Annotated in this window: 19 protein-coding genes; 12 read left to right on the top strand and 7 right to left on the bottom strand. The window is 66.5% G+C overall.

Annotation, left to right across the window (positions count from 1 at the left end; translation table 11 throughout):
• The first annotated feature begins 49 nt into the window (after positions 1 to 49).
• From hemL to ccsB, 6 genes are all read left to right on the top strand, one after another.
• Complete coding sequence (gene hemL, locus ACSE4D_RS03520; protein WP_436326653.1) at positions 50 to 1,411, top strand: glutamate-1-semialdehyde 2,1-aminomutase; 1,362 nt, start codon at positions 50 to 52, stop codon at positions 1,409 to 1,411.
• Entirely contained in the window at positions 1,408 to 2,049 is a 642-nt protein-coding gene (locus tag ACSE4D_RS03515) for a histidine phosphatase family protein (RefSeq protein WP_436326652.1), read from the top strand. Before hemL ends, ACSE4D_RS03515 begins: the two co-directional genes overlap by 4 nt.
• Positions 2,046 to 2,642: a TlpA family protein disulfide reductase gene (locus tag ACSE4D_RS03510; protein WP_436326651.1), complete on the top strand. Its 597-nt coding sequence runs from the start codon at positions 2,046 to 2,048 to the stop codon at positions 2,640 to 2,642. The genes ACSE4D_RS03515 and ACSE4D_RS03510 overlap by 4 nt, the downstream gene beginning before the upstream one ends.
• A complete protein-coding gene (locus ACSE4D_RS03505; RefSeq protein WP_135537191.1) occupies positions 2,639 to 3,403 on the top strand; it encodes a cytochrome c biogenesis CcdA family protein in 765 nt (254 codons plus the stop codon). Before ACSE4D_RS03510 ends, ACSE4D_RS03505 begins: the two co-directional genes overlap by 4 nt.
• Positions 3,403 to 5,070: a cytochrome c biogenesis protein ResB gene (gene resB / locus ACSE4D_RS03500; protein ID WP_240689511.1), complete on the top strand. Its 1,668-nt coding sequence runs from the start codon at positions 3,403 to 3,405 to the stop codon at positions 5,068 to 5,070. Before ACSE4D_RS03505 ends, resB begins: the two co-directional genes overlap by 1 nt.
• A 147-nt stretch (positions 5,071 to 5,217) precedes the next feature.
• A complete protein-coding gene (ccsB, locus tag ACSE4D_RS03495; protein ID WP_436326650.1) occupies positions 5,218 to 6,225 on the top strand; it encodes a c-type cytochrome biogenesis protein CcsB in 1,008 nt (335 codons plus the stop codon).
• 227 nt (positions 6,226 to 6,452) lie between these two features.
• On the opposite strand, the gene ACSE4D_RS03490 is transcribed toward ccsB, so the two are convergent.
• Positions 6,453 to 6,911: a PLDc N-terminal domain-containing protein gene (locus ACSE4D_RS03490; protein WP_425120397.1), complete on the bottom strand. Its 459-nt coding sequence runs from the start codon at positions 6,909 to 6,911 to the stop codon at positions 6,453 to 6,455.
• Between the two features lie 84 nt (positions 6,912 to 6,995).
• On the opposite strand from ACSE4D_RS03490, the gene ACSE4D_RS03485 reads away from it, so the two are divergent.
• Positions 6,996 to 7,298, top strand: a complete 303-nt coding sequence (locus ACSE4D_RS03485) for a DUF4229 domain-containing protein (protein WP_135537188.1) — start codon at positions 6,996 to 6,998, stop codon at positions 7,296 to 7,298.
• 31 nt (positions 7,299 to 7,329) lie between these two features.
• Here the strand turns inward: ACSE4D_RS03485 and ACSE4D_RS03480 are convergent, their stop codons facing one another.
• The 3 genes from ACSE4D_RS03480 to ACSE4D_RS03470 all read right to left on the bottom strand — a co-directional run bounded on the left by ACSE4D_RS03480 (position 7,330) and on the right by ACSE4D_RS03470 (position 10,489).
• A complete protein-coding gene (locus tag ACSE4D_RS03480; protein ID WP_135537187.1) occupies positions 7,330 to 8,262 on the bottom strand; it encodes a 1,4-dihydroxy-2-naphthoate polyprenyltransferase in 933 nt (310 codons plus the stop codon).
• Positions 8,263 to 8,340: 78 nt separating this feature from the next.
• Entirely contained in the window at positions 8,341 to 9,552 is a 1,212-nt protein-coding gene (locus ACSE4D_RS03475) for an AMP-binding protein (RefSeq protein WP_436326649.1), read from the bottom strand.
• Between the two features lie 16 nt (positions 9,553 to 9,568).
• Entirely contained in the window at positions 9,569 to 10,489 is a 921-nt protein-coding gene (locus ACSE4D_RS03470) for a 1,4-dihydroxy-2-naphthoyl-CoA synthase (protein ID WP_436326648.1), read from the bottom strand.
• A 224-nt stretch (positions 10,490 to 10,713) separates the two neighbouring features.
• On the opposite strand from ACSE4D_RS03470, the gene ACSE4D_RS03465 reads away from it, so the two are divergent.
• Both ACSE4D_RS03465 and ACSE4D_RS03460 read left to right on the top strand, forming a co-directional pair.
• A complete protein-coding gene (locus ACSE4D_RS03465) occupies positions 10,714 to 11,283 on the top strand; it encodes a dienelactone hydrolase family protein (RefSeq protein ID WP_135537184.1) in 570 nt (189 codons plus the stop codon).
• Between the two features lie 146 nt (positions 11,284 to 11,429).
• A complete protein-coding gene (locus ACSE4D_RS03460) occupies positions 11,430 to 12,566 on the top strand; it encodes an o-succinylbenzoate synthase (RefSeq protein WP_436326647.1) in 1,137 nt (378 codons plus the stop codon).
• Positions 12,567 to 12,641: 75 nt separating this feature from the next.
• Here ACSE4D_RS03460 and ACSE4D_RS03455 read toward each other — a convergent pair whose 3' ends face one another.
• Together ACSE4D_RS03455 and ACSE4D_RS03450 are read right to left on the bottom strand one after the other, a co-directional pair.
• Positions 12,642 to 13,349, bottom strand: a complete 708-nt coding sequence (locus tag ACSE4D_RS03455) for a hypothetical protein (protein ID WP_135537182.1) — start codon at positions 13,347 to 13,349, stop codon at positions 12,642 to 12,644.
• Between the two features lie 32 nt (positions 13,350 to 13,381).
• Positions 13,382 to 14,977: an alpha/beta hydrolase gene (locus ACSE4D_RS03450; protein WP_436326646.1), complete on the bottom strand. Its 1,596-nt coding sequence runs from the start codon at positions 14,975 to 14,977 to the stop codon at positions 13,382 to 13,384.
• Positions 14,978 to 15,036: 59 nt separating this feature from the next.
• Between ACSE4D_RS03450 and menD the strand changes: the two genes are divergently transcribed.
• A complete protein-coding gene (gene menD, locus ACSE4D_RS03445) occupies positions 15,037 to 16,734 on the top strand; it encodes a 2-succinyl-5-enolpyruvyl-6-hydroxy-3-cyclohexene-1-carboxylic-acid synthase (protein WP_436326645.1) in 1,698 nt (565 codons plus the stop codon).
• Between the two features lie 95 nt (positions 16,735 to 16,829).
• Here menD and ACSE4D_RS03440 read toward each other — a convergent pair whose 3' ends face one another.
• Positions 16,830 to 18,194 (bottom strand): isochorismate synthase, encoded by a 1,365-nt coding sequence (locus ACSE4D_RS03440; protein ID WP_135537180.1) that lies wholly within the window; start codon positions 18,192 to 18,194, stop codon positions 16,830 to 16,832.
• Positions 18,195 to 18,353: 159 nt separating this feature from the next.
• On the opposite strand from ACSE4D_RS03440, the gene ACSE4D_RS03435 reads away from it, so the two are divergent.
• Both ACSE4D_RS03435 and ACSE4D_RS03430 read left to right on the top strand, forming a co-directional pair.
• On the top strand, positions 18,354 to 19,127 hold the full coding sequence (locus tag ACSE4D_RS03435; protein ID WP_135537179.1) for a demethylmenaquinone methyltransferase: 774 nt from the start codon (positions 18,354 to 18,356) through the stop codon (positions 19,125 to 19,127).
• A gap of 2 nt (positions 19,128 to 19,129) precedes the next feature.
• Positions 19,130 to 20,431, top strand: a complete 1,302-nt coding sequence (locus tag ACSE4D_RS03430; protein ID WP_135537178.1) for a geranylgeranyl reductase family protein — start codon at positions 19,130 to 19,132, stop codon at positions 20,429 to 20,431.
• The last annotated feature ends 31 nt before the right edge of the window (positions 20,432 to 20,462 follow it).

Here is a 20,462-nt window from a genome sequence, read left to right as displayed (position 1 = left end):
CACCGACCCGGCCAGACGCACCGACCCGGGCAGAAGCAGAGGAGACCCCATGACGACAGCACCGACGAACTCTCACCCCACCGATGAGTCAGCCGCCCTGTTCACCCGCGCCGAGGCGGTCATCCCCGGCGGAGTCAACTCCCCGGTCCGCGCGTTCAAAGCCGTCGGCGGCACCCCCCGATTCATCACCGAGGCGACCGGAGCGTGGCTGCGCGACGTCGACGGCAACGACTACATCGACCTCATCGGATCCTGGGGCCCGATGATCATGGGCCACTCACGCCCCGAGGTCGTCGCGGCCGTGCAGGAAGCCGCGGTCAAGGGCTTCTCCTTCGGCACCCCCTCGACCGGTGAGGTCGAACTCGCCGAGGAGATCGTCTCCCGCATCGACCCCGTCGACCAGGTGCGACTCGTGTCCTCGGGCACCGAGGCGACCATGTCCGCGATCCGACTGGCCCGCGGGTACACGGGCCGTTCCAAGGTCGTGAAGTTCGCCGGCTGCTACCACGGCCACGTCGATTCGCTGTTGGCCCAGGCCGGATCCGGTCTGGCCACGTTCTCCCTGCCCGACACCCCCGGAGTCACCGGAGCTCAGGCGCAGGACACCATCGTCGTCGACTACAACGATGCCGCGGGGCTCGAAGCCGTCTTCGCCGAGCATGGTGAGGACATCGCCTGTGTCATCACGGAAGCCAGCCCCGGAAACATGGGCGTCGTCCCTCCCCGCGACGGGTTCACCACCACCATCCGCCGACTGACGAAGGCTCACGGTGCGCTCATGATCAGCGACGAAGTGATGACCGGATTCCGCGTCTCCGCGGCGGGCTGGTACGGTTTCGAATCCGAGTCTCTGGGCTACCCGGAGGGACCGGCCGACCTGTTCACCTTCGGCAAGGTCATGGGCGGCGGATTCCCCGCCGCGGCCTTCGGCGGTCGCGCCGAGATCATGGCCCACCTGGCACCTGCCGGACCCGTCTACCAGGCGGGAACGCTCTCGGGAAACCCGGTGGCCACCGCCGCCGGCCTCGCCACGCTCAAACTCACCACCGAGCTCGACGTGTACTCCCACATCGAACGGGCCGCGGACATCCTGCGCCCGGCCGTCGCGTCCGCGCTCGAGGCCGAAGGCGTCGCCCACGTCATCCAGTCCGCGAACTCGATGTTCTCCGTGTTCTTCACCGACAAGGACGTGACGAACTACGACGATGCCCGCAGCCAGAACGTCGACCGCTACTCCGCGTTCTTCAACGCCATGCTCGACCAGGGCATCCACATGCCGCCGTCCGCGTTCGAAGCCTGGTTCCTGTCCTACGCTCACACCGATGAGATCCTCGACCGGATCATCTCCGCCCTGCCCGCAGCGGCGAAGGCGGCGGCCGGAGTGCCGGAGACCGAGAAGGCGCAGTCATGAGCACCATCCACCTGGTCCGACACGGAGAGGTCGACAATCCCGAGGGGATCCTCTACGGGCGGCTGCCGCACTTCGGGCTGACCGACCGCGGGCACGAGATGGCCGCCCGTGTGGCGAGGCATTTCGCCGAGACGGCCACGACCCCCGTCGAACTCGTCGCCTCCCCGCTGCTGCGGACTCAGCAGACCATCGCGCCCTTGGCCACGAGCCTCGAGCTGCCGGTGTTCACCGATGACCGGGTCATCGAAGCCGCGAACTCCTTCGAAGGACAGAAGGTGGGGGTGCGTCACCTCGCCGAGCCGAAGAACCTCGTGCGGCTGTACAACCCGCTCACGCCCTCCTGGGGTGAGCCGTACAAGCAGATCGTGCTGCGGATGCGCGCGGCGATCGCCAGCCTGCGGGCGAAGCTCTCCCACCACGGTCCCGACGCCGAAGGCGTCATCGTCTCCCACCAGCTGCCGATCTGGATGACCCGTCTGTCGGGGGAGGGCCGGTCCCTCGTCCACGACCCGCGTCGCCGCGAATGTGACCTGGCTTCTATCACGAGTTTCACATTCGATTCGTCCACACTGGTGTCCGTGAGTTACGAGAGCATCTGCGCCGATCTGCAGCCCGGCACCCCGGTGGCAGGAGCATGAGTTCCGATCGCCCACTGAACCGCCGCGCGCTCTTCACCTCGGCCCTCGCCGTCGGCTCGGCCCTGGTGCTCAGCGCCTGCAGCGAGAACGATGACCTAGCCGATCAGGCCGGCTCCGACCAGGGCTATGTGTCCGGTTCGGGAGTCGTCTCGCAGGTGGCTGCGAAGGATCGCGGACAGCCCCTGGACCTCGAGTTCGAAACCTTGGACGGCAAGAAGATGTCCCTGGCCGATCTGCGGCCGACTCCGGTGGTCATCAACCTCTGGTACGCGGCCTGCCCGCCGTGCCGGAAAGAAGCCCCGGACCTGAAGTCCGTGTCGGAGGGCGTCGGAGACAAGGCCCAGTTCATCGGCGTCAACGTCCGTGACCAGGCGGCCGCGGCGAATGCATTCGTCCAGAACTACCAGATCCCGTACCCGAACATGCTCGACAGCGACGGGGACATGGTTGCCCTGCTCTCGGGAATCCTGCCGCCGCAGGCCACCCCGTCGACCGTCGTCCTCGACGGCAAGGGCCGTGCCGCGGCCCGGGTCGTCGGTGAGATCGATGCCTCGACGCTCAAGGGACTCATCGAGGACGTGCGAGCCGAGTGAGTGGGCTCGGGGCGGAGTTCGCCCAGACCATCCTCTCGGGCCCGCTGCTGCTGGCCGCCGGTGCGGCGGCTCTGGCAGGTCTCGTCTCGTTCGTCTCCCCGTGTGTGCTCCCGCTCGTGCCCGGTTACGTCGGGTACGTCACCGGTCTGTCCGGATCCTCGCTGAGAGACAAAGAGACATGGCGCGTGGTCGTGGGCATCGGCTTGTTCGTGCTCGGCTTCACCGTCGTGTTCGTACTGCTGGGGACCGGCTTCTCCGCGCTCGGGGCGCTGTTCTCCCAATGGCAGTCGGTCATCATTCGCATCCTCGGCATCATCGTCATCCTCGCCGGCTTCGTGTTCATGGGCGGGTTCGGTCTGCTCCAGAACGAACACCGGATCCGGGCCAAGCCGAAAGCGGGGCTGTGGGGCGCACCTGTCCTCGGCGCGACCTTCGCCCTCGGCTGGGCCCCCTGTGTCGGCCCGACTCTGTCGGCCGTGCTGAGCATGTCGGTGAGCTTCGGCGGTGACGGGATGATCTGGCGCGGTGCCTTCCTCGCCTTCGTCTACTGTCTGGGACTCGGCGTGCCATTCATCCTCTTGGCGGTGGCGATCCACAAGGGTGCGGGGCGACTCGAATGGGTCCGGAAGCACCAGACCTCGATCGTGCGGGCCGGGGGCATCATGCTCATCGTCCTCGGTGTGCTCATGGCCAGCGGCGTATGGAATATGTGGATGACCTCTCTGCAAGGTCTGATCAATGGATTTGAAGTGGTGATCTAGTGACGGGCAGGACCGAAGGCTCGGAGAACACGCAGGCGGACGCGCACACGACCGCGAACGCCGGTGCCGAGCCGACCGCGAAGCAGGGGGCGAAGTCGTCCGCGAAGTCGACCGTGACACAGCCGCAGCTGGGCTTCTTCGGCATGTGCCGGTGGGCCTGGACGCAGCTGACGACGATGCGCGTGGCACTCATCCTGCTGCTCGTCCTCGCTCTCGCCGCGATCCCCGGTTCTCTGCTGCCGCAGCGCATCCAGGACCCGGGACGGGTGAATACGTTCCTTGAGGCCAACGGTGCGTGGGGCAGGTTCCTCGACACCATCCAGATGTTCGACGTCTACTCCTCCGTCTGGTTCTCCGCGATCTACCTGCTGCTGATGATCTCGCTCGTCGGCTGCGTTGTTCCGCGCACCAAGCAGCACTGGAAGGCGATGCGCTCGGCCCCGCCCAAGGCGCCGAAGAGGCTGACCCGGATGCCCGGATACGCCTCCTTCACCTCTGCGCAGGCAGACGCGGATTCGCGGGAGGACGCGGACGAGACGTTCCTCGACGCCGCCGAAGCTCGACTGAAGAAGTCCGGATACCGCATCAATCGGCAGGCCGACCATGTCGCCGCCGAACGCGGCTACCTGCGGGAGACCGGCAACCTCGTCTTCCACATCGCCCTGCTCATGGCCACCCTGACGATGGCGATCGGCTCTCTGTTCGGCTACGAAGGGCAGCGCATCCTCGTCGAGGGGGAGACGTTCACGAACTCGCTCGTGTCCTACGATTCGTTCGAACCGGGCTCCTACTACGATGCGGACAATCTGCCGGATTTCCGGCTCAGACTCGACACCTTCACCTCGACGTTCGACGATCGGGCGGCGGGAAATCAGTTCGGTCAGCCGCGCAGCTTCGACGCGAAGGTCACGACCACCGTCGACGGGCAGCAGGACTCGCATGTGCTCAAGGTCAACGAACCTGTGCGGGTCAACGGCGTCGGTGTGTACCTCACCGGCAACGGCTACGCCCCCGAGGTGACCGTCCGTGATGCGCAGGGCAAGGTCGTCCATTCCGGGCCGCAGGTGTTCATTCCCGACGGCGGCGACCCGGGATACTCCTCCGAGGGTGTCATCAAGGTCCCGGATGCGGCCGGAAGCCAGATGGGCTTCGTCGGCGTGTTCCTGCCGACTGCCGCCCAGAACGAGGACGGCGAGCTGGTGTCGAGCTTCGCCGAACTGCGCAATCCGTACCTCGTGATGAGCGGCTACACCGGCGACCTCGGCCTCGACTCCGGAGCTCCGCAGTCGGTGTACTCCCTCGACGCGGACAACATGACCGAGATGACCGATGAGTCCGGCAATCCGCTCGTCATCCAGCTGGCCGAGGGTGAGACGCAGCAGTTGCCGAATGGTGGTTCGGTGACCTTCGACGGGGTGAAGAAGTACATCGCCGTCGACATCTCCCAGGATCCGACACAGGCCCTCATGCTCATCAGCGCCATCCTCATCCTGCTCGGACTCGGCCTGTCCCTGTTCATCCCGCGCCGTCGCGTGTGGGTGCGGATCAAGGACGGAAACGCCGAGGTGGCCGCCCTGGCTCGGGGAGAAGATCCCATGGTCGGACGCGCCGTCGAAGACCTGGTCAAAGACCTGCGCGATCGGCCGAACGAAGACGGGAGTCGATGACTGCGATCACGAAAGGTGAGTCGGACCTACTACGCGGAGTAGAATAGCCGCGGAGTGTGAGCAGCTCGCACGAGATCGACGGCGGCGGGCGCCTGCACCGGCACGAACAGCACACGATTTGAAGGCACCGAAGAGTGCGGAGGATGAATGGACGTCAACACTGACCTCGCAATGTGGTCGAACCAGTTGATCATCTCGGCGATGATCGTCTACGCCTTCGCCATGATCTTCTACGCTTTCGACCTCTTCGGCGCTCGTGAGCTCAAGACCGCTGAGACCAGCGTCGAGAGCACCGCCAAGGCGAGCACCGTCCGACGGACGAACCGGAAGACCGCGTCGACCGCGGTCCTCGACCGCCCAAACGATGATGACGCTTCCGTGCCGTCGGAGAAGTCGCGGACCAAACGGCATCGCGGAGCGCGCATCGGCACCTCGCTGCTCGTGCTTGCCGGTCTTCTGCATGTCGCAGCCGTGCTCACCCGGGCCCTGTCGGTGTCCCGCGTGCCGTGGGGCAACATGATGGAGTACGTCCTCACGGCCACGGCGATCACCCTCATCGTCTACCTCGTCGTGCTCACGAAGAAGGACGTGCGCTACCTGGGCACCTTCGTGTCCGGGGGAGTGCTGTTGTGTCTGGGACTGGCGATCACCGTCTTCTACACCCCTGCGGCGAAGCTCATTCCGGCGCTTGACTCCTACTGGATCGCCATCCACGTGCCGATCGCGATCCTTTCGACCTCGCTGCTCTACATCTCCGCGATCCTCGCGGTCTTCCAGATCCTCAAGAGCGTGCATGAGAGCAAGGACCCGAAGTGGCTGCGGTTCCTGCACCGTCTGCCTTCGAGCACCGATCTCGAACGGCTCTCCTACACGATCGCGGCCGTCGGGTTCATCACCTGGACGTTCACGCTCATCGCCGGTGCGATCTGGGCTGAGGTGGCGTGGAGCCGCTACTGGGGTTGGGACTCAAAGGAGATCTGGACCTTCGTCGTGTGGGTCATCTACGCCGCGTACCTCCACGCTCGTGCGACCCGCGGCTGGGGCCCGACGAAGGTGGCCGTGCTCAACCTCATCGGCATCGCCTCGGTGATCTTCAACTTCACCGTCGTCAACATGTACTTCAACGGCCTGCACTCGTATTCCGGACTCGACTGAGCCCGACTGCAGCAACCTCGGATGCTCGTGGGCTCCAGCGAGCCAACCGCAGCAACCCCGAATGCTCGAGGGGTTGAGTGACGATGCTCGCGAGGCAGCACCTGCGATGGCGTCAGGACGCGGCGTTGGGATCTGGTGTCGCAGCGCCCACGTTCTTCAGTGGTTCTGCTGGGTGAGTGTCTCGGCGACCGGTGAGGAGGCTCCGTGTGCCCTGTGGGCGGGCAGTTTCAGTCCGAGCGGCCGCGGCCATCGCCCTTGTTGGTGCCGCGGTCATCGCTGTCGGCTGAAGTGTCGGCCGGACTTTCGGCGGAGGAACCCGCGGAATCGTCTCCGTCAGCGGGCGGTGCGGAATCCTTGTCCGGAGTGGTCGGCTCATCGTGACGCTCGGCTTCCGGTGCATGCTTGCCGAGCTTGACGTCGCGATCGACCTGGCGCAGGTATTCGACGTCGTCGTCGGGAGCCGAGGGTCCGCGCCGGCGTCCGGCTTTGGGAGGCTTGTCTTCGGAGCCGCGTCCGAAGAGGTACCAGAGGATGAAGCCGAGGACGGGGATGAAGAGGATGATGAGCGCCCACGCGGGTTTGGGCAGGACTCGAATCAGACCCCGATCGCGCAACAGGCAATCGAAGAGTCCGTACAGTGTCACCGCAGCCGCCAGGACGATCGCGGCTATGAGAAATCGAGCCATGCATCAAGGATAGTCCACGAACCTGAGCGCAGACCCAGGCGGGCGGTGACGAGACGGTCACGATCGGCGGCTAAAATAGGCTCAATGCGCACCTTCTGGCTTTACACTCTCGCACGCCTCGGCATCATCATCGCCGTCGGCCTCGTCCTGTTCCCGTTCCTCGGCTTCAACATGGTCATGGCACTTGCCGCGATCATCATCGGAGCTCTGCTCAGCTACCTGTTCCTCGGGCGGATGCGCGCCCAGGTGGCCACCGACATCGAAGAGCGCGTGGCGAAACAGGCCGCGAAGCCCAAGCGCAAGGGTGCCGATGAGGAAGCCGAGGACCGGATCGTCGCGGATCGCGTCGGCGACGATGACAGCACCGACGGTGACAAGCCCGAATAGGGCGACCGAGCCCAGACGGGCCTGCAGCGCCTCAGAGTGCCAGGCCCAGCCCCATCAGGGCGGAGAAGGCCAGGCCGGTCAGTCCCGTGGACTTGATCGGCGGGACCAGGCCCGGCCCTGTGGTGCCGCTGAGCACGGTCTTCAGCGGGCTCAGCGCAGGGACCATGGCAAGGATCGCCAACGCCACGGCCGGATGTCCGTCGAGGATCGCCAGCGCCAACAGCGCGAACGGCAGCAGCACGAGCACCGCGTAGGCGATGCGGGCGGCGTTGTCGCCGAGCCGCACGGCCAGAGTGATCTTGTCGGCCTCGATGTCGGTGGGGATGTCGCGGAGGTTGTTGACCATGAGCACCGCCGAGGCGAGCGAACCGATCGCCACGGCACCGGCCCAGCCGCTGAGGCTGAGGTGACCGACCTGCATCCACATTGTGCCCAAGGTGGCGACGAGGCCGAAGAAGACGAACACGAACACTTCACCCAGCCCCATGTACCCGTAGGGTTTCTTCCCGCCCGTGTAGTACCAGGCCGCGGCGACTGCGGCAGCCCCGACGATGAGGAACCACCAGGCCTGTGAGACGAGGACGAGCACGATGCCGGCGAGACCGGCGATGCCGAAGAAGAGGAAGGCCGCTCGCTTGACCGCATGCGGCTCCGCCAATCCGGTGGCTGTCAGCCGAACCGGTCCGACGCGTTCGTCATCGGTGCCGCGGATGCCGTCGGAGTAGTCGTTGGCGAAGTTCGATCCGATCTGCAGGCACAGCGAGACGATGAGGGCCAGAAGACCGCGCAGCAGGATCTGAGCCATGCTGACGTGGTCGCTGCTGCCGGCGAGATCGTCGAGGATGAAGGCGGTGAAGCCGCCGAGCGATCCGATAGCGGCACCGGTGCCGATGAGGACGGGGGCGAGAGCCAGGGGGAGAGTTCTCAGTCGAGCTCCCGATATCCACTGGGCGGCATCAGCCATAGGTCTCGCTCACCTTCCTGTCATGTCCTCGAACCGTCTCATATTACCGATTGTTCACCGGCAACGGTATTCGGTGTCTCAAGGACCAGACCCGGCCTCGAGTTCGGCGGCGACTTCCGCTGCCGCCTTCCTGTCGGGTTTGCCGATCGACCGGCTCGGAATCTCCTCGACGGCGAAGACGAGCTGCGGCAGGAGCTGCCCGGTCATGTCCCGGTCGAGCCCATTGAGGTGCCGTGCCAGCTGCCGCGGAGTCTCCTCCGCACCGAATGGGCAGTCATCGGCGAGTCGGACGAGGGCGACGATCTTCTTCCCCCACTCCGCGTCGGGCACCCAGGTCACAAGCATCTCCGTGACACCGGCGCGCTGCCAACTCGGCAGCAGCCCGGTCTCCAAGGCGTGCGGGGAGACGTTCTCACCGCCGGAGACGATGATGTCATCCGCGCGCCCGAGCACGCTGAGCACTCCGTTGTCGAGTCGACCGAGGTCGCTCGTGTGCATGAGTGCCCGCCCCTGCTCATCGGTGGTGAGTGCCGCCGACTCGATGGGAGTGATGGTCCCGTCGTCGTCGATGCCGACGTAGGCGTCGGCGACGACGGGTCCGCGCAGGTCGATCGTGCCCGCCTCGGTGATGGTGATGTCGACCCCGTCGAAGGGGACACCGTCGTAGACGCACCCACCCGCTGTTTCGCTCATCCCGTACGTCCGCACGATCGCCAGTCCGGCTTCGTCGGCCCGGTCGAGCAGTGCCGGTGAGATCGCCGCCCCGCCGAGGAGGATGTGGGAGATCTGCGCGGCCGCCCGCGTCGCTCGGTCATCGTCAAGGATCCGGTGCAGCTGAGTGGGCACGATCGAGGTGTATGTGGGCCGCCCGCCCGCCCGCTGCAGCAGCGAGTCGACAGCGGCTGCGAATGATTCTGCGGTGAACCTCGCCGAGGCGGCCCGCACGGGGGCCCGCCCCGCCAAGCGGGCTCGCAGCTCCACTTGGAATCCGGCGATGTGGTTGACCGGCAGACATAGGTGCCAATCTCCGGGTCCGGACAGGAACCGTTCGGTCGCTCGCGCCGAGGTGGTCAGGGCGTGGGAGGACAAGGCGACGGCCTTCGCCTGCCCGGTCGATCCCGAGGTGAAGAGGACGAGCGCCGGCGACGAGCCGGGACCGGCCCACATTCGGGGATCCGCTTCGGTGACGGCACCGGCCCGGGAAGCCGGGAGGATGAGGATCGACGTCCCCGCAAGGGCACGGTCGATGGCCTCGGGCAGTTCGGCGGCGCTGAGTTCGCGACTGGTCACGGTCGACCTCGGTGGCTCAGTAGTACCAGGGGAACGGGGACCAGTCGGGGTCACGCTTCTCGAGGAAGGCGTCACGGCCTTCGACGGCTTCGTCGGTCATATAGCCCAAGCGGGTGGCCTCACCGGCGAAGACCTGCTGCCCCATGAGTCCGTCATCGGCGAGGTTGAACGCGAACTTGAGCATGCGCTGCGCGTTCGGGGACTTGCCGAGGATCTCACGCGCCATCGTCAGGGCTGCCGATTCGAGTTCGGCATGGTCGACGACCTCGTTGACGGCGCCCATATCGGCCATCTGCTGTGCCGAATAGGTGCGGCCGAGGAAGAAGATCTCGCGCGCCGTCTTCTGCCCGACCATCTTCGCGAGATACGCCGAACCGTAGCCGGCGTCGTAGGAGCCGACATCGGCATCGGTCTGCTTGAACTTCGCATGTTCGCGTGAGGCGATCGTCATATCGCACACGACGTGCAGGCTGTGCCCGCCGCCGGCCGCCCAGCCGGGGACGACGGCGATGACGACCTTCGGCATGGTGCGGATGAGGCGCTGGACCTCGAGGATGTGGAGGCGTCCGGCCCGTGCCGGGTCGACGGACTCCCGGGTCTCACCGGCAGCGTACTGGTAGCCCGACCGTCCGCGGATGCGCTGGTCGCCGCCGGAGCAGAACGCCCAACCGCCGTCCTTCTCACTCGGGCCGTTGCCGGTCAGCAGCACGGCTCCCACGTCCGAGGTCTGGCGGGCGTGATCGAGGGCGCGATAGAGCTCATCGACGGTGTGGGGGCGGAAGGCGTTGCGGACCTCGGGGCGGTCGAAGGCGATGCGCACGCAGCCGATGTCGTCACCGGTCGTCGGGTCGATCGCCCGGTGGTAGGTGATGTCGGTGAAGTCGAAGCCGGAGACCTCACGCCATAGGGAGGGGTCGAAGATTGCTGAAACCGTCATGGTCACCAGCCTAGCGCTTGGCTATGAGTTCGGAGTCCAGGTGTCGTGGGCCTGGAGGCGAACCTCATCAGGCATCGCTTGCTGCCTTCGGCAAAGGCGCATGATGTCTCCGCCGAAGGCGCAAAGACACCTTGTGAGCCAGGCCATGCGGGTCTAGACTCAGTCACCATTCCGGAGAATCGGAACGACAAGCGCACCAGAACAGCAGTCAATGGGAGACTGAGATGGCCGAAGTTCTGCTCTACCACCATATCCAGGGCCTCACCGACGGGGTCGCCGCCTTCGCCGAGGATCTGCGGCAGCAGGGCCATACCGTGCACACCCCCGACCTGTTCGACGGACGGACCTTCGCCTCGATCGACGACGGCTTTGCGTTTGCTCAGGAGGTCGGCTTCGATACGCTCCGCGACAAAGGTCTGGCGGCAGTCAACGGGGTGGGATCTGAACTCGTCTATGCGGGCTTCTCCTACGGAGTGATGACTGCCCAGAAGCTGGCTCAGACCCGCCCTGGTGCGCGAGGCGCTCTGTTCCTTCATTCGTGTGCCCCGGTCTCCGAATTCGGGCAGTCGTGGCCGGAAGGAGTTCCGGTGCAGATCCACGGGATGGAAGGCGATGAGTTCTTCGACGAGGACCTGCCGGCAGCACGTGAGCTCGCTGAATCGACACCCTCGGCCGAACTGTTCGTCTATCCCGGCGATGCGCACCTCTTCACCGATTCCTCGCTCGAGGCGTTCGACGCCGACGCTGCTGGGCTGGTGCGCTCACGGGTGCACGCTTTCCTGCAGGACCTCTGAGCTCACGACTCTTTGGGCGCGAAGTTCTCGGGGCACGCTGACCTCAGAGTGCGCGGGGCACCGCGTCGAGATCTGTGCTGAGACACCCCTTCCAAGCACGCGGCTTCGTGCTGTCGTGCCCCAACGACAGGGGATAGTCTGAGCCCATGCCCGAGATCGCACACACTTCGTCTGCTTCTGCCGCTGCCACCGTCTCCGCACCGCTCGATCTGCCTGAACGGTTCGAAGACATGCTCGAACGGCTCCACGTGGTGCGGCTGCCGATGGTCACCCGGTTCAGAGGCATCACCGAACGCGAGGTCGCGCTCTTCGCCGGACCGGCCGGGTGGGCAGAGTTCTCCCCGTTCACCGAGTACGGCACCGCGGAGGCGAGCCGGTGGCTGCGGGCGGGACTCGAATTCGCAGGGTTCGTTCCCACCCTCGCCGAGGCGGCTCCAGCTGCCGCTTCTTCCCGCGGTTTCGTGCCTGAGAGGGTGAGCGTGAATGGGACCTTGCCCGCCTGCGCTCCAAACGAGGTCGAGTCGATTCTCTCCCGCTATGGAACGGTGTCCACGATCAAGGCGAAGGTCGCCGAACACGGCATCGACTCCCTCGACGAGGATCTCGAACGGCTGCGGGAGCTGAGGCGTCTGTTCCCGGACACGACCTTGCGCCTCGACGCGAACGCCGGGTACTCGCTTCCGGACGCACTGGAGGCGTGCGAGGCCTTCGCCGGTTTCGAACTCCAATACTTCGAACAGCCCGTGGCAGGGGTCGAGGGGCTTGCGCAGCTGCGCGAAGCACTCACCCGACGGGACATTCCGATCGTTCTCGCCGCCGACGAGTCGATCCGCAAGGCCGAGGATCCGCTGCGTGTGGCCGAACTCGGTGCCGCCGAGGTCATCATCGTCAAGGTCCAACCGTTGGGCGGGATCGGGCAGGCTCTGTCCGTCATTGCCGCCTCGGGCTTGCCCGCGGTCGTGTCCTCAGCGCTCGAATCCTCCGTCGGGCTGGCTGCGGGGGCCGAACTCGCCGCCCGGCTGCCGCGCACTCGGGCCAGTCGGGACATCCTCGGCGAGTCGGTAGCCTGCGGTCTGGGCACCGGGCGTCTCTTCACCGCCGATGTCGTGTCCGAATCAGCGAGCCTGACCCCGGTCGACGGGAGCATCCCCGCAGCGCGAATCACCCCGGATCCTGACCGTCTGCAGCAGCTGGCGGTGGATCCGGGGCGATTCGACTGGTGGACGCGGCGACTTCAACAATGCTGGACGTTCCTGCGCCGCGGAGGGACAGCAGAGGTCTAGACCCCCGGCCGGCCCATGTCTGGGCCACGGACTGCGGGGCCACCGACGGCCCGGACCTGTGCTGAGTGGGCGAGCTCAGCCGGCGTTCTTCACGGCCTCGACGAAGGCGTCGGCGGTCTTGGTCACCGTCGCCTCTTCGACATCGGCGACATTGGACACGGAGACGAGATTGTTGTCGACCTGAGCGTAGACCATCCTCATCTCCATCGCGGTCTGCCCGGCGGCATCGAAGGAGGCGACGACTCCGGCGGTCGCATCGGCCCCGGCGACCTCTGGATCGAAGGTCTGATAGTTCATCGTCATCTCCAGGCCCGCGGTCTTGAGCTTGACATCGCTGCACTCTTCGGCGATCTTCGACGGCCCATCGAGCTGGGTCTGCGGACCCTCAGGATCGTCGAAGCTCGTGATGCCTGCGGACAGGACATTGTCGGTGGAGGTGGCGGCCACTGTGGTGCCGTCCGAGGCAAGGTTCGCGTTGAGGATGTCGAGAGTGATGTTCTTGCACTTGGCCGGTTCGAACTCCGAGCCCTCGATGGCCTTCACCGACTCACTGTTGGCCTGGCCGGCCCCCTCGACGACCTTGAACGACTGGCCCTCGGCAGAGGTGGACTCGAGGATGTCCTTCAGCTGCGCCTCATCGAGCTTCTTCGCCTCCGGCGTCTGCTCGGCGGTCGGCGAGGAGTCTCCGCTGCCGTCGGGCTTGTCTGCACTCTGGTCACCGCCCGTGCATCCCGTCAGGGACAGTCCAGCGATGAGAGCGATGGCTGGGAGTATGCGTTTCATGTTGGGCCTCTCGAGTCAGCGTTCAGTGAAGATCAGCGTTCAGAGGAGTCAGCAGTCGTTGATTCATGACCGTTCTCAATATAGTCGCCGACGGTCTCAGTTGAGGCTGCTGTCTGTGTCGGATCTGGAACATCACCACTGACCTGGTCGTGGCCCACATCGTCCGTGGGGTGTCGATCGTCGGTCACGGTTCGTTCGTCGCCGCTCGCGGCATTTCTGTCGTCGGCTGCCGCGTCGGCCAGCGCCGAGGTGATCCGCACCGCGGTCACCTCGTCCTGTCCCAGCGCGGTGAAGTGTGCGGTGCGCTTGCCGGGGATGATCGGGTCGTGCATGGCCGCGGCCAGCCGACCGGTGAACGTCAGCCGCCCCTTCTTGTCCGCCTTCTGCTGGTAGGCATTGCTTCCGCCGGGACCGGACACTCTGATGTCATAACGACGGCCGGGATCGAAGAGCCCGGGCGTTCGGACACGGAAGCTGCCGGTGCCGGTCAGGGAGAAACCCGCGGCGCTGACGCCGTCGAAGCGGACGATCTGTGGCCGACGCCGGGAGATCTCGACGCGCCACCCGTGAATGTCGAAGAGGGCGTGACCGGTGAGGTAGGTGAATCGGCCGCCATCGGCCACGCGATCGGTGAGGCCTCGGTTCGAGCTCGAGTAGTTCCGCCGTCTGGCAAGCGTCTTCAGCCACGCACCGAGCTCGCGTTCCCAACTGGTCCAGTTGTGCAGCCCGCTGGTGCGGGGGAACCAGGAATGACGGATGCCGAGTGCGTTGAGTCGGGCGGCGAAGCGCTCACCCTGAGCGTTGATCATCTTCTCCACCAGGTCCCGATCCTTCGTGCTCTCGAGGCTGCCGGATCCGGCGCTGAACCACAGGTCGAGGCCGGCGAGGTTCTCGGCCAAGGCATACGGGGAGTTCGCCAGCCATTCGCCGCGATCGGCGACCGGATCACCGAAGAGCGTCATCGACCGAGCACCTTCACGCATTGCGATGATGTCGAAGGCCGGTACGGTCGACAGCGGGTCCAAGGGGGAGGAGAACGCGGCTGCCGCCCCGTACCGGTCGGGATGCCAGGCCGCGTATTTCATCGCTCCGTACCCGCCCATCGACAGTCCGGCCAGTCGTTGGTTCTCCGGGGCGAAATCCACGGAGAAGTTCGCCTTGAGGAACTCGGGGATCTCCTCGGTGTGGAATCGGGGCCAATCGTGGACCTCGCTGCCGACAGCCAGCCGCGAGTACGTCCCGGCGCCGCCGTCGGGCATGACGATGAGGGAGGGGGAATCGATGGTGAGCTCTTCGGCGGACCCGAAATCCGTCCACGACCGGAAATCGTCGCCACCGCCGTGGAAGAGGTGGATGACGGGGCTGACCTCGGCGGGAATGCCCGGCAGCAGCACCCGCACCCCGACGGTCCGGCCGAGAGCGGGGGAGTAGAGGAAGAATTCGCGCAGCCTCGGAGAGAGTTTCCGCTTGTCTCGGATGTGCCAGGTGCGTGCGTCCTTGCCGCGGGGTTCGGGTCCGAGGAAGGAGCTGTTCTGGTCGAGGGCGGGGTACAGTCCGCGTTGGGAGCGAGCCGCGGTCAGGGTGCGGATGGCACGAGCTCCCATCGCGATGATCAACGAGCGGCGCATGCGTCGAGGCTAGAGGGTGGAGATGAACCGCAGGTGGGTAAGTGGTTGAATATCAGGTGATGTCGAATTCGAGCGCGGCGGCGCAGCAGATAGCCCGGAGCCTGATCCGATCGCGGGTCACGGACGTGGTCATCGCCCCCGGGTCCCGGTCGGCCCCCTTGGTCTACGCCCTGGCACCGCTGAACGAGGCGGGGCTCATCCGCACGCACGTGCGCATCGATGAGCGTGACGCCGGGTTCCTCGCCCTCGGTCTTGCGCGCGGTCTGCGCGTGCGGGGCGGGGAAGCGGCCGTGGCGATCGTGACGACCTCCGGCTCGGCCGTGGCCAACCTCCACCCGGCCGTTCTCGAAGCCTCCTACGGACACCTGCCGCTGCTGGCCCTGACCGCCGACCGGCCCGCCCGACTGCGCGCCACCGGCGCGAACCAGACCATCGACGACCAGTCCCAGGTCCTCAGCGATGTCCGCGCCCGCTTCGACATTCCCGCGGGTGAGAGTTCGGACGTGATCGAGCGCGCCGTGATCGAGGCAGTGTCCGCGACCGCGGGCACGACCGGTGGAACCGGCACCGAGGCGGCCGGTCCGGTCCAGTTCAACGTGCAGTTCGACACCCCGCTCGTGCCCACCGTCGACGAGCTGAAGGCGTGGGCCGAAGAGATCGGCACCCTGCGGGCCGGACCGATGCGAGCGCGTGAGCCCGTGTGTTCGGAGGTGCACGTCACCGTCACCGAAGGAACGGTCATCGTCGCTGGGGACGCCGGCGGACACTCGGCCGAGACCGTGCGAGCGCTCGCCGCCGACCACCATCTGCCGGTACTCGCCGAACCCTCGAGTCCGCTGTCGCGGTCCACCCAGGCGACCTCGACATTCGTGCCCGCCCATGCGCGTGTGCTCGGCGAACACATCGAGCTGCGGGACGCGATCCGCACCGTCATCGTCCACGGCAAACCGACGCTGACGAGGCCCGTCGCCGCACTGCTGGCCGACGATTCCGTGCACGTGCAGCATGTGCCCGATGACATCGACACGATCGGAATCACCGTGTTCGACGAGGCAGCCGTCACAGGCGAGGCAATCGACTCGGGGTCGGCAGAAGCCGACGCCTCATCGGGACCCGCCTGGGTGCGGAACTGGGTCGAGACGGGGGCCTCGATCGTGGCGGACGTCCGGGCCGAACTGGCTGAAGAGGCGGGCGCATCCTCACCTGTGAGCCTGCCCTCGGCGGAGAGGTTCCAGACGACGGCGCGGAGGATCACCGAACACCTCGCCGAGCAGGAGATCACGCTGTTCGTGGCGAGCTCGAACTCGGTGCGCTACCTCAGCGACGCCGAGACCATCCGGGCCCGCATCCACGCCTCTCGCGGTCTGGCCGGCATCGACGGGCTCGTGTCGACCGCAACCGGTCTGTCTCTCGGGCTGGGGGAACCGGTCGTCCTCCTCATCGGCGATATCGCGATGCTCCACGACGTCGGCGGACTGCTCACTCCGACCGCTGAGGCAGCCGGTGACGTGACGATCGTCGTGCTCAACGACGATGGGGGCGCGATCTTCTCCGGACTCGAACACTCACAGCCCCACCTCGAGGCCCACCTCGAGCGATACTTCACCGTCCCGCACGGTCGCGGATTCGCCGAACTGGCAGCCGCCTACGGCTGGGACTACGCGCAGGTGAGCGACGCTCCGGGCCTGAGCGCTGCACTGGCAGCCGAGGATTCCACGACCGGGCGGCGGATCGTCGAAGTGACACCTCTCGGCTGACGTCACACGAGTCCTCCCTATCGGGACGTTGCTCGGTCGGATCATCCGCCCGACCGGGCCGGCAGCCTGACCGGATCGTCAGCCCGGCTCGCGTCTCAACTCAGACCGAGCGCCCTGCGCATCGGTTTGAGCTTCGCGTTCGTCTCGGCCACCTCGGTGTCGGGATCCGAATCGGGCATGATCCCGGCCCCGGCGTACAAGCGGATCCGATTGCGCTCCTCGAGCTGGCCGCAGCGCAGGGCGATGCCGAACTGCCCGTTGCCGCGCCCGTCCATCCACCCGACAGGACCCGAGTACCGGCCCCGGTCGAGGGGTTCGAGCTCATCGACGTGGGCCACAGCGCTCGCCTGCGGATACCCGCCGACGGCCGCGGTCGGGTGGACGGCGGCGGCGACGTCGAGGGCGTTGAGACCGGAGTCGGCGGCCAGCGTCGCCTGCGCGTCCGAGGCCGAATGGATGACATTGGCCAAAGGCAGCAGGTGCGGGCGCTCATCGACGGTGACATCCTCGGCGACCGATCCCAGGCTGCGCTGCAGGGAGGCGATGGCGAAGGCGTGCTCGGTGCTGTCCTTGTGTGCGCTCAGCAGCTTTCTCGCCGCCGGCAGCTCGTCCATCGGGTCGGCCTCGACCCGGTAGGTGCCGGCGAGGACGCGGGAGGTCACCCGATTGTTCTCCACCCCGATGAGCAGCTCCGGGGTCGATCCGATGAGACCCGCGACATCGAAGGTCCAGCAGCTCGGGTAGCTGCGGTTGAGCGCACCGAGCACCGATCGGACGTCGATGTCGCCCTCGGTGGTCACGACTTCGTCGCGGGCCAGGACGATCTTGCGCAGCGAGGGATCGTCGGAGAACGCGTCGACTTCGTCGGAGGTCTCGACGGGAGTGAGCATGTCCGCGACCTGCGCGACGAGCTGCGACCACCGCGTCGGGTCGAGGTCACCGGGTTCGGCATGGGCCGATTCCACCCGTCGCAGCGGTTCGGGACGCAGCAGCGGGGGCAGGGGAGGTTCTGCGGCGGTGGTGATCGAGGTCAGCCACACGCGGCCGCCGCGGCGACCAAGGACGAATTCGGGGACGTGGATGATCGAATCGACCGTGGATTCGCCCGAATAGGCGACCGTGGCGAAGCACATCAGCCCGGATCCGAGGAGGTCGACCTCATCTTCGACGGTGGCCGCCTCGGTGATGGCCTTCCAGGCCTGGGACAGTTCGGCGAAGCGTTCAGGGCCGCTGGCGCGGATGCGCAGCACTCGGCCGAAGCCGATGAGCCCGGAGGTGTCACGCACCCAGCAGGAGAACCCGGAGGTGGGCAGCAGCTCGAGTGTCTGCTCGACGGTGGTCGGCAGGCCGGATTCGAAGGGGAAGCCGGGCCCGGGATCGACGTCATCGACGAAGCGGGAGCGCACGTTCAGGCGCGGGGCGGCGGCCAGGATGTCGGAGGTGCCTAGAGTCGTAGTCATGTCGCCTCGAGTCTAGACGAGGATGCGGGCTCGCGGCCTCCCCGCTGGAGTCGCGGTGAGCACTCGGGGCAGGGAGTGTGGCCATGTCCACACCGTCTGCCGCATGTCCGCGGTCGTGCGGATTCGCCCTCCCGCCGCAGGTGTTGAGACAATATGGTCATGAATCGTGCCAAGCTGGACAAGCAGCCCGCTGACGTCGCGTCGATGTTCGATGATGTCGCCTCCCGTTACGACCTCACGAACGATGTCCTCACCTTCGGGCTCGCCCGTGCATGGCGTCGCACCGTCGCCCATTCCGTGGCCGCAGGGCCCGGCGAACGTGTGCTCGATCTGGCGGCGGGAACCGGCACTTCGTCGATGACGTTCACTCACCACGGCGCCGAGGTGGTCGCCGGGGACATCTCCACCGGGATGCTCGCCGAGGGGCGCCGACGGCACCCGAAGATCGACTTCATCTACGCCGACGCGATGGATCTGCCCTTCGCCGATGCCAGCTTCGACGTCGTCACGATCTCCTTCGGCATCCGCAACGTCAACGACGTCGACACGGCACTGGCCGAGATGCTGAGGGTGCTCAAGCCCGGCGGCCGTCTCGTCATCTGCGAATTCTCCACCCCGACGCTCGACGCCTTCAGCCTCGTGTACAAGGAGTACCTGATGAAGGCGCTGCCGGCCATCGCCCGGGCCGTGTCCTCGAACCCCGAGGCCTACGTCTACCTGGCCGAATCGATCCGCGCCTGGCCGAACCAGGACGCTTTCGCCCACCAGATCCTCGATGCCGGCTTCGACCAGGTGAAGTACCGCAACCTCACCGGCGGAATCGTCGCTGTCCACCACGCCCTCAAACCCGCCGAGCCGGCAGCGAATGCCGGGGCGTCGGAGCCGACCGACCGGGCGGAGCACGGTGGCGAAGCGGAGACGCACACGCCTTGACGATGAATGAGTTCGATGCCGAGGTCGTCGTCGTCGGAGCCGGCCCCGCCGGATCGGCGATCGGCGCCTACCTCGCCCAGGCCGGCCACGAGGTCATCATCCTCGAGAAGTCAGGTTTCCCGCGCGACAAGATCTGCGGCGATGCCCTGACCCCGCGTGCGGTCAAGGAAGCCGGATTCCTCGGCATGGATCTGCCGGCCTCCGACGGCTGGCATCCGAACAAGGGGCTGCGCCTCATCGGCGGCGGGCACCGCCTCGAACTCGACTGGCCGGACATCGACGGCACCCCGAACTACGGGCTCACCCGCCCGCGCATGAGCATGGACGAGGCCTTCGCCCGGCATGCTCAGCGCAGCGGAGCCCGACTCTTCGAACAGGTGCGGGCCATGTCCCCGGACATCGGCGACGACGGGTGGATCAGGGGCGTGCATGCCTCCGGCACCGACCACCGAGGCCGCCGCGTCGGACCCGAAGCCCACTTCCGGGCCCCCATCGTCATCGCCGCCGACGGCGTGTCCTCCCGTCTGGCCGTGTCGATGGGGTTGGAGAAGCGCGACGACCGGCCGATGGGAATCGCCGCCCGTGCCTATCACACGACGCCTCGGCACGCCGATGACTACATCGAATCCTGGGTCGAGATGCGGTCGACGAACCAGGCCGGAGAGGCGGAGACCCTGCCCGGATACGGGTGGATCTTCCCCCTCGGCGACGGCACGGTGAACATCGGTGCCGGCCTCCTCGACTCCTCCCCGCAATTCAGATCCGTCGACCTGCGCAAGGTGATGGGGCAGTGGATCGCCGACATGGGCCACGAGTGGGGCATCGACGAATCGACCTCGCTGGGTCCGATCAAATCCGCCGCCCTGCCCATGGCGTTCAACCGCACTCCGCACTTCCACCGCGGTCTGCTGCTCGTCGGCGACTCCGGCGGTATGGTCAACCCGTTCAACGGCGAAGGCATCGACTATGCCTTGGAATCGGCGCGCATCGCCGCCGAGGTGATCTCCACGTACTCCCGTTACCCGCAGGCCGTGATGCGCCGCCGACTCGAGGAATACCCGGCACTGCTCGGAGACTCCTTGGGCGGTTACTTCACTCTCGGCCGTGTTTTCGCCGCGATCATCGGCCACCCTGCGCTCATGCAGTTCGGAATCAAGTACGGTATGGGTGTTGACGTTGTGATGGAGTTCGTCGTCAAATTGTTGGCGAACCTCTACCGCGACCCGAAGGTCTCCGAGGCCGATCTCATCGACAGGGTGATCTCCGCCCTGGCCCGAATCGTCCCGGCCACCAGCAATGTCTGAGCACATGGGCGAAGACTCTGAGCGCAAGGGC

Origin of the sequence: Brevibacterium sp. FAM 27836 (assembly GCF_051351055.1) — a bacterium.
Lineage (GTDB): Bacteria > Actinomycetota > Actinomycetes > Actinomycetales > Brevibacteriaceae > Brevibacterium.
This window is presented reverse-complemented; position numbering and strand designations above follow the sequence as displayed.